The 13625-nt window shown below is 59.6% G+C and carries 10 protein-coding genes; 5 read left to right on the forward strand and 5 right to left on the reverse strand.

Annotated elements, in window-relative coordinates; all coding sequences use genetic code 11:
- Positions 1-6 precede the first annotated feature (6 nt).
- Positions 7-573, reverse strand: a complete 567-nt coding sequence (locus tag AC3IUE_RS10095; RefSeq protein WP_489267078.1) for a CsiV family protein — start codon at positions 571-573, stop codon at positions 7-9.
- A gap of 10 nt (positions 574-583) precedes the next feature.
- The gene (mfd, locus tag AC3IUE_RS10100; RefSeq protein ID WP_489267080.1) at positions 584-4033 is read right to left on the reverse strand and encodes a transcription-repair coupling factor; all 3450 of its coding nucleotides are present in this window, start codon (positions 4031-4033) and stop codon (positions 584-586) included.
- Positions 4034-4395: 362 nt separating this feature from the next.
- Here mfd and AC3IUE_RS10105 point away from each other — a divergent pair, with 362 nt between their 5' ends.
- Positions 4396-5859, forward strand: coding sequence for a glyceraldehyde-3-phosphate dehydrogenase (locus AC3IUE_RS10105; protein ID WP_046047834.1), 1464 nt, complete (start codon positions 4396-4398; stop codon positions 5857-5859).
- 195 nt (positions 5860-6054) lie between these two features.
- Here AC3IUE_RS10105 and AC3IUE_RS10110 read toward each other — a convergent pair whose 3' ends face one another.
- Positions 6055-7353: an MFS transporter gene (locus AC3IUE_RS10110; protein WP_489267082.1), complete on the reverse strand. Its 1299-nt coding sequence runs from the start codon at positions 7351-7353 to the stop codon at positions 6055-6057.
- A 261-nt stretch (positions 7354-7614) separates the two neighbouring features.
- Between AC3IUE_RS10110 and AC3IUE_RS10115 the strand changes: the two genes are divergently transcribed.
- Positions 7615-8601: an FAD:protein FMN transferase gene (locus AC3IUE_RS10115; RefSeq protein ID WP_489267084.1), complete on the forward strand. Its 987-nt coding sequence runs from the start codon at positions 7615-7617 to the stop codon at positions 8599-8601.
- 207 nt (positions 8602-8808) lie between these two features.
- Positions 8809-10203 carry a Si-specific NAD(P)(+) transhydrogenase gene (gene sthA / locus AC3IUE_RS10120; protein WP_046047831.1) on the forward strand — a complete coding sequence of 465 codons (1395 nt, stop codon included), beginning with the start codon at positions 8809-8811 and terminating at the stop codon, positions 10201-10203.
- A gap of 42 nt (positions 10204-10245) precedes the next feature.
- Here sthA and AC3IUE_RS10125 read toward each other — a convergent pair whose 3' ends face one another.
- On the reverse strand, positions 10246-10968 hold the full coding sequence (locus AC3IUE_RS10125) for a glycerophosphodiester phosphodiesterase (protein WP_056744312.1): 723 nt from the start codon (positions 10966-10968) through the stop codon (positions 10246-10248).
- A gap of 14 nt (positions 10969-10982) precedes the next feature.
- Entirely contained in the window at positions 10983-11564 is a 582-nt protein-coding gene (locus AC3IUE_RS10130; RefSeq protein WP_046047829.1) for a PilZ domain-containing protein, read from the reverse strand.
- Between the two features lie 94 nt (positions 11565-11658).
- On the opposite strand from AC3IUE_RS10130, the gene AC3IUE_RS10135 reads away from it, so the two are divergent.
- Positions 11659-12909, forward strand: coding sequence for a lipoprotein-releasing ABC transporter permease subunit (locus AC3IUE_RS10135; protein WP_489267088.1), 1251 nt, complete (start codon positions 11659-11661; stop codon positions 12907-12909).
- Positions 12910-12916: 7 nt separating this feature from the next.
- On the forward strand, positions 12917-13600 hold the full coding sequence (lolD, locus tag AC3IUE_RS10140; protein WP_489267090.1) for a lipoprotein-releasing ABC transporter ATP-binding protein LolD: 684 nt from the start codon (positions 12917-12919) through the stop codon (positions 13598-13600).
- The last annotated feature ends 25 nt before the right edge of the window (positions 13601-13625 follow it).

A 13625-nucleotide genomic window follows, 5' to 3' on the forward strand; every position in this document is an offset into this window, starting at 1 on the left:
CTTCAATCAGTCCGGAATTTCATCGGGGACTGGCCGAGGCGCAGGGGCGGTGAGCGAGGTGATCTTGATCAACATGCCCAAGTGGCCGTTGTCGAGGAAGTTCAGCTGGCCGTTCTTGGTGTGGCTTTCCTGTTTCATGCGTTCGCTGGCGGTGACCATGCCGTTGGCGTCGATCTGGTTGACCCAGAAGTCTGCATCCACATCGGTGAATCGTCCCAGTTTCATGCTCAGCGTGCCCTCGATCGGGAACTGGCCGAACTGTTCTTTGCCCTCGCTGATCGCAACTTTGCTGGCTTCTTCGCCAAGGTTCTGTTGCCAGGCCTTGTGCAGCAATACCGTGTATTCATTGCTGGCGGTGAGTTTTTCCACTTCAGCATTGAGGCTCGGTGTGCGCAGGCTGTCGGGGTTGATGGGCTGAGATCCAGCCGCCCAGTCTTCCGGCGCGGCGCGGCTGACGATCGCGGGCACGGCGTTTTGGCGGACCAGAATCATTTCTATCTGATACAGGTCATCGGCAAACGTCGTTGGCGCAACCAGGGTCATCAACAGGATCAGTGAGCGAAACAGGCGCATGCGGCGTCCTTCAAGCAGTTTTCGGAATGAGGTGCTCAAACAGCGCCTCTACAGTATTAAAGCGCTCTTCCGGGCGCTCCATCGGCACCTGGAATTTAAACATCGTGGCGCCTTCGAATTTGTAGCGTTTGGGCTGGCTCTGGATCAGTTTGATCAGCGTCAGCGGGTCAACCGGGGTTTGCGTCGCGAACTCGATTCGGCCACCTTGCGGGCCGCCGTCGACTTTCTTGATGCCCAGTAGCTCGGCCTGCAATTTCAGCGCGGTAATGCGCATCAGGTTCTTGGTCGGTTCCGGCAACAGGCCGAAACGATCGATCATCTCTACCTGCAAGTCCTTGAGACCTTCCTCGTCGGAGGCCGAGGCGATGCGTTTGTAGAGAATCAGTCGGGCATGCACGTCCGGCAGATAGTCCTCGGGAATCAACGCCGGTACTCGCAGATTGACTTCCGGACCACCGCCGAGCGGTTGATCGAGGTTCGGTTGTTCGCCCTTGCGGATCGACTTCACCGCGCGCTCGAGCATCTCCATGTACAGCGTGAAACCGACGGCCTGGATCTGTCCGCTCTGCCCGTCGCCGAGCAATTCGCCGGCGCCACGGATTTCCAGGTCGTTGGTGGCGAGCACGAAGCCCGCACCGAGGTCCTGGGTATTGGCGATCGCTTCCAGACGTTTTTCGGCGTCGGGAGTGATCTGTTGGCGCGGCGGCGTCAGCAAATAAGCGTACGCCTGGTGGTGACTGCGACCGACCCGGCCGCGCAACTGGTGCAGTTGAGCCAGACCGAACTTGTCGGCACGCTCGATGATAATGGTGTTGGCGCTCGGCACGTCAATGCCGGTCTCGATGATGGTCGAGGCGATCAGCACGTTGAAGCGCTTGTGGTAGAAGTCGCTCATCACTTGTTCGAGATCGCGTTCGCGCATCTGCCCGTGGCCGATGCCGATCCGTGCTTCTGGCACCAGTTCGGCGAGGTCGGCGGCGCATTTCTCAATGGTCTTCACGTCGTTGTGCAGGTAATAGACCTGGCCGCCACGCAACAACTCGCGGAGCAAGGCCTCTTTGACCGTGCTCTTGTTCTGCTCCATGACGAACGTCCGTACCGACAGGCGACGGGCCGGCGGCGTGGCGATGATCGACAGATCGCGCATGCCCGACACGGCCATGTTCAGCGTGCGCGGAATCGGCGTGGCGGTTAGCGTCAGGATGTCGACTTCACTGCGCAGGGCCTTGAGCTGTTCCTTCTGACGGACACCGAAACGGTGCTCTTCGTCGATGATCACCAGCCCCAGGTTTTTGATTTTCACGTCGTCCTGCAGCAGCTTGTGCGTGCCGATGACGATGTCGATCTTGCCTTCGGCCAGGTCCGCGACCGCGGCGTTGACTTCCTTGGTCGATTTGAAGCGGCTCATCACTTCCACGCTCACCGGCCAATCGGCGAAGCGGTCGCGGAAGCTATTGTAATGCTGCTGGGCGAGCAGGGTGGTCGGCACCAGAATCGCCACTTGACGACCGCCATGCACCGCGATGAACGCTGCGCGCATTGCCACTTCGGTCTTGCCAAAACCAACGTCGCCGCAGACCAGCCGGTCCATCGGTTTCGGTGCGAGCATGTCGGTGCGCACGGCTTCGATGGTGGTTTGTTGGTCCGGAGTTTCTTCGAACGGGAAGCCTGCGCTGAAGGTCGCGTAATCGGCTTTCGGGTCGGCGAACGCATAACCTTCGCGGGCGGCGCGGCGGGCATAGATGTCGAGCAACTCGGCGGCCACGTCGCGCACTTGTTCGGCGGCTTTGCGTTTGGCTTTCTGCCAGGTCTCGGAGCCGAGACGGTGCAGCGGGGCCAGGGCATCGTCGCTGCCGGTGTATCGGGCGATCAGGTGCAGGTTGGCCACCGGCACGTAAAGCTTGGCGTTTTCAGCGTACTCGAGGGTCAGGAACTCAGCGGCCTGACTATCGATTTCCAGGATCGTCAGCCCGAGATAGCGACCGACGCCGTGATCGATATGCACCACTGGCGCGCCTTCGCGCAGCTCGGTGAGGTTCTTGATGACGGCATCGTTGTTGGCATCGGCGCGTTTCTCGCGGCGACGGCGCTGCATCACGCGCTGACCGAACAGCGGGCTTTCGGCGACCAGGGCCAAGGCCGGGTCGTCAAGCACCAGGCCTTCGTCGAGCGGCGCGATAGTGATCGCCAGGCGATCCTTGCTCGCGACGAAGTCCGGCCAGCTGTCGACGGTTTTCGGTCGTAGCTTCAAGCGTTCCAGCAACTCCAGCAACACTTCGCGACGGCCCGCGGACTCGGCGGTAAACAGCACGCGACCGGGAAACTCGTCGAGGAAACCCGCCAGCGCCGCTAACGGCTGGGTGGCCTTGGCTTCAATGGCCAGGTTCGGCAGCTCCCGAGCGGGGAAGCGCTCGCGGCCAACGCCGGTTTCCACGTCCTGTTGACTGGCGACCACGCGCGGCCAGTTCTTCAACCGAGCGAAGCAATCTTCCACTGGCAGGAACAGCTCAGCCGGCGGCAATAAAGGACGGGCCGGATCGACGCGACGCTCTTCATAGCGATTGCGCACATCGTTCCAGAAGTTTTCCGCTGCCTGCTCGATGCCGGGCAGGGAAAACACTTGCGTGTCCTGCGGCAGGTAATCGAACAGCGTGGAGGTTTCATCGAAGAACAGCGGCAAGTAGTACTCGATGCCGGCCGGGGTAATCCCGCTGCTCAAGTCCTGGAAGATCGGGCAGCGACGGAAGTCGACATCGAAACGCTCGCGGAAGCGCGCCTTGAAGCGGGTGACCGCATCCTTTTGCAGCGGAAACTCTCTCGCTGGCAGGAGGCGAACCGTTTCAACCTTGTCGATGGAACGCTGGTTTTCCGGGTCGAAGGTACGAAGGGTCTCGATTTCGTCGTCGAACAGGTCAATGCGGAAAGGCAGTTTGCTGCCCATCGGGAACAGATCGATCAACGAGCCGCGCACGGTAAATTCGCCATGCTCATAGACGGTGTCGACGTAGCGATAGCCGCTGGCCTCAAGCCGCGTGCGCATTTGCTCGACATCGAGCTTCTGGCCGATGTCGAGCACCAGGCTGCTGCCGAGCAGGAATTTGGTCGGCGCCAGGCGATGCAGGGCCGTCGTGATCGGCACGACCAAAACGCCATGACTCAGCTCCGGCAATCGATACAACGCGGAGATTCGCTGGGAAATAATGTCCTGGTGCGGCGAAAACAGATCGTAGGGCAGCGTTTCCCAGTCCGGGAAATGCAGCACCGGCAAATCCGGGGCGAAGAAACTCAGCTCCTGTTCCAGCCGTTCGGCACTTTGGCTGTCGGCAGTCAGTAGCAGGGTGAAGCGCTTGGCAGCGCTGGCGGCCTCGGCAATGGCCAGGCTCAGGGCGGCACCGGGCAGGTTGCCCCAGTGCTGTTTACCTGCCGCAGCAGGGAGAAGCGGTAGACGCAGAACGGGCACGGAAGGTTGAGCTCCAAGCGTTGCGACAAAGTCGGTAATTGTAGCGGTCCCGGGTGCCGCCTGTCAGTTGCAGATGTGTCTATTACGCAGGTTGGGCGAAATGTAGTGGTAAAGACAAAATCGGCCCGTTTTTTAGTAAAAAAGACTGAATATGTAGTGGCAAAACGGTCGAGTGTTACGGAGGGTTACAGACAAGACAGCGTTGTCTCCCAAAAAATGACTGCGCTGCAGGCCACGGTTTTATTGGGCTTGAGCCGTGCGTCATTTTTTTGAAGCGGATTTTGTTACTGGTCGCGCGACAGGCGCGCATTGCTACGGGAGTCACTCGGCGGCATAATGTAGCCCCTTTTTTCTGCCCCTACATGTGGAAGGTTCCCGTGACTCAGAAGCCCGACCAGTGTCTTGGTGAATGGATCGACCGTGAAGCACTCGCAGAAGCGATGATTCCGCTTATCGGTCAGCTCTACCGCAATAACAACGTGGTGAGCTCGATCTATGGCCGCAGTCTGATCAACCAGTCTGTCATCGCGATTCTCAAAGCTCACCGCTTTGCTCGCCATCGCCAGTCCGATGACAGCGAATTGTCCGTCCACGAAACATTCCCGCTGCTCAAGGCAATGAGCGAGCTCAAACTCGGCGCTGCTTCGGTAGACCTGGGCAAGCTTGCAGTCAAGTTCAAGGCTGAAGGCAATGGCCGCACTGCCGAGCAGTTCGTCCGTGAAGAACTGGCTGACGTCGTTGGTCAGCAAAATGTTTCCGCCCGCAAAGGCACCGACGTTGTTCTGTACGGCTTCGGTCGTATCGGCCGTCTGCTGGCGCGCATCCTGATCGAGAAAACCGGTGGTGGCGACGGCCTGCGTCTGCGCGCCATCGTTGTCCGCAAGGGCGCCGAAAACGATCTGGTCAAACGCGCCAGTCTGCTGCGCCGCGATTCGGTACACGGTTCGTTCAATGGCACCATCACCATTGATGAAGCCAACAACACCATCACCGCCAACGGCAACCTGATCCAGGTTATCTACGCGAAAAACCCGACTGAAGTGGACTACACCCAGTACGGCATCAAAAACGCGCTGCTGGTGGACAACACCGGTGTATGGCGTGACGCCGACGGTCTGGGCCAGCACTTGGCTTGCCCGGGTATCGATCGCGTTGTTCTGACCGCGCCTGGCAAAGGCAAGCTGAAGAACATCGTTCACGGCATCAACCACGGTGAAATCACCGCTGATGACAAGATCGTTTCCGCGGCTTCCTGCACCACCAACGCCATCGTGCCGGTGCTCAAAGCCGTCAACGACAAGTTCGGCATCATCAACGGTCACGTTGAAACGGTTCACTCGTACACCAACGACCAGAACCTGATCGACAACTTCCACAAAGGCGATCGCCGTGGCCGTAGCGCTGCGTTGAACATGGTAATCACCGAGACCGGTGCTGCCACCGCTGCTGCCAAGGCTTTGCCTGAACTGGCCGGCAAGCTGACCGGTAACGCGATCCGCGTTCCGACGCCAAACGTGTCGATGGCCATTCTCAACCTGAACCTTGAGAAAGCCGCCACCCGTGAAGAGATGAACGAGTACCTGCGCTACATGGCGCTGCACTCCGATCTGCATAAGCAAATCGACTACGTCAACTCGCAGGAAGTGGTGTCCACCGACTTCGTTGGCTCGCGCCACGCAGGCGTGGTGGACGCTGAAGCAACCATCAGCCAAGACAACCGCGTTGTTCTGTACGTTTGGTACGACAACGAATTCGGTTACAGCTGCCAGGTGGTTCGCGTGATGGAAGACATGGCCGGTGTAAACCCGCCAGCATTCCCGCGCTAAGCGTTAGCTGCACATGAAAACGCCCCGACTTTGGTCGGGGCGTTTTTGTTTGTGCGGTTTGTCAGGTAGAGATGTGGTGTTTGTGATGGCCTCATCGCGAGCAGGCTCGCTCCCACATTGGAGTTGCGGTGTGATCACCAATGTGTGAGCGCCGCAGACCTCTGTGGGAGCGAGCCTGCTCGCGATGGCGATGGATCAGGCGCCGCCGACCTCAGCTGCCTGCGCCGTCCGCAATTCATGACGGTTGCCACGGAACAACACCAAGGTTGCGATTAACCCCAGCACCGCCGCACCACTAAGCCAGATCCCTGGCGCAGCCTTGTTATCCAGCACATGAATCAGGTACGTACAGGCTGCTGGTGTAAACCCTCCGAACGTTGCAGTCGCCAGGCTGTAGGCCAAAGAGAATCCAGTCGTACGAACTTCCACCGGCATTATCTCGGTCAGCGCCACGACCATGGCGCCGTTATACGAGCCATACAGGAACGACAGCCATAACTCGACGATCAGCAAGTGGCTGAAGCTCGGGTTCGCTACCAGCCACGACAGGGCGGGGTAGGCGGTGAGGATCGCCAGAATCGTCGCCGCCAGCAGCAAGGGTTTGCGTCCGATCCTGTCGGAGACAGCACCCATGACCGGCAGCCAAAAGAAGTTCGAAAGCCCAATGCACACCGTCACCAGCAGCGCGTCCAGGTCCGACAAATGCAGTTCGGCTTTACCGAAGGTCGGGGTGTAGGCGGTGATCAGGTAGAACGACACGGTGGTCATCACCACCAACGCCATGCCGGCGATGACGATGCCAAAGTTCTGCCCAATCGAACGAACGATATCCCGCAGGGTAGGGCGATGTTTGCGCGCCTGGAATTCCGGGGTTTCTTCCAGCGAGCGTCGAATCACGAAGATCACCGGCACGATCATGCACCCGATCAGGAACGGCACACGCCAGCCCCAGTCGCCCATTTGTTCCGGGCTGAGCCAGTGGTTCAAACCCACGCCGAGCAGGCCGGCGAATACCACCGCCGCTTGCTGACTGGCGGACTGCCAGCTGACAAAGAAACCTTTGCGGCCCGGGGTGGAAATCTCGGCGAGGTAGACCGACACACCACCCAGTTCCACGCCGGCCGAGAAGCCTTGCAGCAGGCGACCGAACAGCACGATCAGCGGCGCCGCAACACCCAGCGTGGCGTAACCCGGCACGCAGGCAATCAGGACCGTGCCGGCCGCCATCATCGCGAGGGTGATGATCAGGCCTTTGCGTCGACCATGGCGGTCGATATAGGCGCCGAGGAAAATCGCCCCCAATGGGCGCATCAGGAAGCCGGCCCCGAAGGTGGCCAGCGATAACATCAGGGAAGCGAAAGCGCTGTCGGCAGGGAAGAAAGTTTTGGCAATGGCCGTGGCGTAAAAGCCGTAGACCATAAAGTCGAACATCTCGAGAAAGTTACCGCTGACAACGCGAAAAATCGCTTTGCCTTTGCTCGTATTGGAAGACATTTGTAGGTACTCACGCTGGTAAATCTTGTTTGAGACGCTGCACCTGTGGGAGCGAGCAGGCTTGCCGGCGATGGTGGTGTGTCAGCCAATTTCAATGCTGATTGACCCCACGCCATCGCGAGCAAGCTCGCTCCCACAGGTTTTGCGTCTGGCTGGCGGGCGCTGGCAGACCTCGCTCTCATGCGCTCTGAAGCTCATAATGGCGGGCGCTGTTTTGAGGGGGATGAAGAATTGTTAACTGGACGGTGGAGTGGACTTGTGGTGCTGGCCGGCATTTTGTCCGGTTGTGGCAACGGCGACAGCCTGGAACGCTTCGACGGCCCGACCATGGGCAGTCGTTATTCCATTCAATACGTAAGACATTCCTCCACGCCCGGGCCGAAAGCGGTGCAGGTCGAAGTAGAAAAGATCCTCGCCGAAGTCGATCAGCAAATGTCGACCTATCGCAGCGACTCGGACATCGAACGCTTCAACGATCTGCCCGCCAATCATTGTCAGAAAATGCCCGAGCCGATCCTCGAATTGGTTCGCGTCGGCGAGCAACTGTCTTCGCAAAGCGAAGGCTCCTACGACCTGACCGTGGAACCGCTGCTCAATCTCTGGGGATTTGGCCCGCAGGGCCGTGAGGAAAAAGTCCCGACTGTCGAAGCGCTCGCCGAAGTAAGGCAGCGCGTCGGTCACGCGCACCTGCGCATCGACGGCGATCAGCTATGCAAGGACGCCGCGGTCGAGGTCGACTTCAACAGCATCGCCGCCGGTTACGCGGTCGACACGATTGCCGCAAAACTCGAAGCAATGGGCATCCACAGCTACCTCGCCGAAGCCACCGGTGAACTCAAGGCTGCCGGCAAGAAACTCGACGGCTCGCCGTGGCGCGTCGCCCTGGAAGAACCCCGCGACGACCAGCAAGTGGCCGAGCGCATCATCGCCGTCGACGGCTATGGCGTTTCCACTTCCGGCGATTACCGCAACTATTTCGAGCAGGACGGTCGGCGTTATTCCCACACCTTCGATGCCCGCACCGGTGCGCCGGTCCTACACACCCTGGCGTCAGTCACAGTAATTCATCCTTCCGCGTTGATGGCCGATGGACTATCGACGCTGTTGCTGATTCTGGGGCCCGAAAGGGGTTGGGACTATGCCCAAACGCATGACATCGGTGCATTCTTTGTGATTCGTGCCGATACAGGATTCGTCACACGAACCAATCAGGCTTTTGAACGCCTGAGTGGCGGAAAAACCGAGTGACGACGGCGATTCAAGCAGCAAAGACTGGCGTTGTAGTGCAGGCAAAACTAGCCTACGACGCGACCAAGGGTTAATGTGCGCGGCGTTGACGCTTATATAGACTGTGTCCGGGTTCTGCACTGGCCCCAAATTGTTCCTTCACGCCGCAGATCGGCGTGATTTAGCCGCAGGTGCCGAGGGCGCCGCGGCCTGTTCTGAGGAGTATGCATGGCTGTCTACAACTACGACGTGGTGGTGCTGGGTTCCGGCCCGGCGGGAGAAGGCGCGGCAATGAACGCCGCCAAAGCAGGGCGCAAGGTGGCGATGGTCGATAGCCGTCGCCAGGTCGGCGGCAACTGTACCCACCTGGGCACCATCCCGTCCAAGGCACTGCGTCACTCGGTCCGGCAGATCATGCAGTTCAACACCAACCCGATGTTCCGGGCCATTGGTGAGCCACGCTGGTTCTCGTTCCCGGACGTATTGAAAAGCGCTGAAAAAGTCATCTCCAAACAAGTCGCATCGCGCACTGGCTACTACGCCCGTAACCGCGTCGACGTGTTCTTCGGCACCGGCAGCTTCGCTGACGAGCAAACCATTGAAGTGGTCTGCGCCAACGGCGTGGTCGAAAAGCTGGTGGCCAAGCACATCATCATCGCCACCGGCTCGCGCCCTTATCGTCCGGCGGACATCGATTTCCACCACCCGCGTATCTACGATAGCGACACCATCCTCAGCCTCGGCCACACCCCGCGCAAACTCATCGTTTACGGCGCTGGCGTGATCGGTTGTGAGTACGCTTCGATCTTCAGCGGTCTGGGTGTATTGGTTGAACTGGTGGATAACCGCGGTCAGTTGCTGAGCTTCCTCGACTCGGAAATTTCCCAGGCCCTGAGCTATCACTTCAGCAACAACAACATCACGGTTCGCCACAACGAAGACTACGACCGCGTCGAAGGCGTGGACAACGGCGTGATCCTGCACCTCAAGTCCGGCAAGAAGATCAAGGCCGACGCCTTGCTCTGGTGCAACGGTCGTACCGGTAACACCGATCAGTTGGGTCTGGAAAACGTCGGCGTGAAGGTCAACAGCCGCGGCCAGATCGAAGTCGACGAGGCCTACCGTACCTGCAAGCCGAACATCTACGGCGCCGGTGACGTGATTGGTTGGCCGAGCCTGGCCAGTGCTGCTCACGACCAGGGTCGTTCGGCTGCTGGCAGCATCGTTGACAACAATAGCTGGCGCTTCGTCAACGACGTGCCGACCGGCATCTACACCATTCCGGAGATCAGCTCGATCGGCAAGAACGAGCAAGAGCTGACTCAGGCCAAGGTGCCGTACGAAGTGGGCAAGGCGTTCTTCAAGGGCATGGCGCGTGCACAGATCGCCGGCGAGCCTCAGGGCATGCTGAAGATTCTGTTCCACCGCGAAACCCTGGAAGTGCTGGGCGTTCACTGCTTCGGTTATCAGGCGTCGGAGATCGTTCACATCGGTCAAGCGATCATGAACCAGCCGGGCGAAATGAACACGCTGAAGTACTTCGTCAACACGACGTTCAACTACCCGACCATGGCCGAAGCCTATCGGGTAGCGGCGTACGATGGCCTCAACCGGCTTTTTTGAGCGGCTCCGGCCGGTGGCCTGAGCCGGCCGGGGAGACCGATTTCAGCAATTCTCGAGCGTGGCGCTGGCCAAACCGGGAAAGTCTGTAATCAGGCTGTCAACGCCGAAGTCGGCGAGTCTGCGCATTAGCGCGGGCTCGTTGACTGTCCATACCGACACATGCAGCCCCTGACGCTGCGCCTTCTGCAGGCGTTCCGGCGTACACAGGGTCCAGTTCAGCGCCAGAATCTCACAGCCATAGCTTTGCGCGACCTTCAACGGGTCGAGCCAGGCGTACTCGGCCACCAATCCACGAGACACATCTGGCACGAAGTCCAGCGCAGCTTTTAATACTTCCCGCGAACTCGAGGTGATCGTGACCTTGTCGAGCAGGCCGAAACGCTGAGCCATTTCGCGAATCGCCAGCACGGTAGTCGCAGCGCGGGTGCGTGAAGCGCTTTTGACTTCCAGTTGCCAGTGCTCGAAATCGCATTTCTCGAACAGTTCTTCCAGTGTTGGAATCGGGCACGGTTTGATCCAGCCCGGTCCGCCAGTGCGCGCATCGTAGGTCACTAGCTCGGCCGCCGTGTGCTCGACGACTTTGCCGCGACGGTCGGTGGTGCGCTTGAGCGTCGGGTCGTGGATGACCATCAACTCGCCGTCCATGGACAGGTGCAAATCCAGTTCGCAGCGGCGCACGCCGTGTTTGAGGCATTGCTGAAAACTGGTCAGCGTATTTTCCGGTGCTTCGCCCTTGGCGCCGCGATGGCCGTAGATGAGAGTCACGGTTCTTCCTTAAATTAAATGCCTGATTCGTTTTGTTCGCGGGCCAGACGTCGTTCCTGGGCCTGCTTCTGCAAAATGTAGCGAGCCAGCAATTGGCGCTGGGCATCGGTCGGGTATTCGAACTCGGTGCCGACGTCGTAGCCGTCGCCTTTGCGATCGCAATGGGTGACGCGAGCCCGCAGCAACAGGCCGAGGGCTTGCGGCATCAGCACCAGTTTGACCGACAGGTGCGCGCCCTCGGCAATCGGTGTCGGATGCTGAAATTCGATCCCGCCTTCGGAAATGATCACCGGCTGCGGCTCGCCGATCTGCCCGAGCACGGTGATTGCGATCACCTGGCTGAGCAAATCGATGCGTTTATTCTGGGATTTCAGGAACGCCGCGAGGTTCCGGTCGCGCTCACTGATCTGGCGCAGCAGGTGCTGTGACTCGAATTCGCTCAGGTGCAGTTCGCTGAGCAAGTTGAACAGAGGGGAAGCATCCTGCAACACTTCCTGGCCTGCGGCTTCGGGAGCGGACAGGGGCCGAATTTCCAGTGCGATCGTGTCCTCGATACGGTAGTATTCGCGGCGATCTTCTTCATCTAATGTCGACATGGCGAACCCATGGTAGCGGCGGTGGTCTGAGTGTAAAGCTGGTTATCGACCCCCGCCACAAGGACGTTCCTTTTCCCTCCGAACAAGCCCCGACATGTTCAGACCTCTCTTCGTATTTATTGGCACGCGTTATACCCGTGCAAAGCGTCGCAATCATTTTGTGTCATTCATTTCCCTGACCTCGATGATCGGACTCGCCCTTGGCGTGGTCGTGATGATCGTGGTGCTGTCGGTCATGAACGGCTTCGATCATGAGATGCGCACCCGCGTGCTGGGCATGGTGCCCCACGCGACCATCGAGTCCGGTGAACCGATCAGCGACTGGAAAAGCCTGGCCGCCAAGGTCAAGCAGAACCCGCAGGTGACGGCCGTGGCGCCGTTTACCCAGATGCAGGGTTTGCTGACCAACAACGGCAAGGTCTCCAAAGTCCTGCTCAATGCCATCGATCCTGCGCTGGAACGGCAGGTCTCGATCATTGATAACTTCATGCAGCAGGGCAAACTCGATGACCTGGCGCCGGGCAGTTTCGGCATCGTCATCGGTGACAAGGCCGCGGCCAAGTTGGGTGCTGCGATCGGCGACAAGCTGACGTTTGTGGCGCCGGAAGTCACCGTGACCCCGGCCGGGATGTTCCCGCGCATGAAACGCTTTACCGTGGTCGGCATCTTCCATGTCGGCGCCGGTGAGCTGGACGGCTATCTGGGCATCACCAATCTGCAGGATCTGGCCAAGCTGCATCGCTGGAAACCGGATCAGGTCCAGGGCATCCGCCTGAAGTTCGACGACCTGTTCCAGGCGCCACGCGTGGCGTGGAGCATCGCCCAGCAACTCGGCGAAGACCATTTCTATGCCCGCGACTGGACGCGCACCCACGGCAACCTGTATCAGGCGATCCGCATGGAAAAAGCGATGATCGGTTTGCTGTTGCTGCTGATCGTCGCTGTTGCCGCGTTCAATATCATTTCCACGCTGGTGATGGTGGTGAACGACAAGAAGGGCGACATCGCGATTCTGCGCACCCTTGGCGCCACGCCGGGTTCGATCATGGCGATCTTCATGGTGCAGGGCACCGTCATTGGTGTGGTCGGGACGCTGATCGGCGCCGTGGTCGGGATCTTCGCCGCGTTGAACGTCAGCGCCGCGATCTCGGTCCTCGAAGGGCTGATCGGGCACAAATTCCTCAACGCCGACGTGTACTTCATCGATTACCTACCGTCGCAAGTGCAGAGCCAGGATGTGTTGATGGTCTGCGCCGCCGCGTTGGTCCTGAGTTTCCTCGCCACCCTGTATCCAGCCTGGCGTGCCGCGCGCACCCAGCCTGCGGAGGCGCTACGTTATGAGTGAGTTGGGCATGAGTGATAAAGCAATCTTGAGCTGCCGCAACCTGGGCAAATCCTACGAGGAAGGCCCGGAGTCGGTAGAGGTTCTGGCCGGCCTGCAACTGGAGCTGCATCCGGGTGAGCGCGTGGCGATTGTCGGTACCTCGGGTTCGGGCAAAAGTACCTTGCTCAACCTGCTGGGCGGCCTCGATACACCGACCAAGGGCAGCGTCTGGCTGGCCGGTGAAGAGCTCTCGGCGTTGAACGAAAAGGCTCGCGGTTTGCTGCGCAATCGGTCGCTGGGTTTCGTTTACCAGTTCCACCACTTGCTGCCTGAGTTCACCGCGCTGGAAAACGTCTGCATGCCGCTGCTGATCGGCAAGACGGCTATTCCGGAAGCGCGTCAGCGTGCGACGGCATTGCTGGAGCGGGTAGGGCTGGGCCATCGTCTGGAACACAAACCGTCGGAACTGTCCGGTGGTGAGCGTCAGCGTGTGGCCATCGCCCGCGCCCTGGTGAACAATCCAGGCCTGGTGATGCTCGACGAGCCGACCGGCAACCTCGATTCCCACACCGCCCAGGGCATTCAGGATTTGATGCTGGAACTCAGCACCTCGATGCGCACAGCGTTCCTGGTGGTGACTCACGACATGAACCTGGCTCGCCAGATGGATCGCGTCCTGCATTTGCAGGAAGGTTACCTGACGCCCATCTGATTGACCGAAACCCGACGTACTGAAC

It is taken from the genome of Pseudomonas sp. GL_093 (assembly GCF_057837605.1).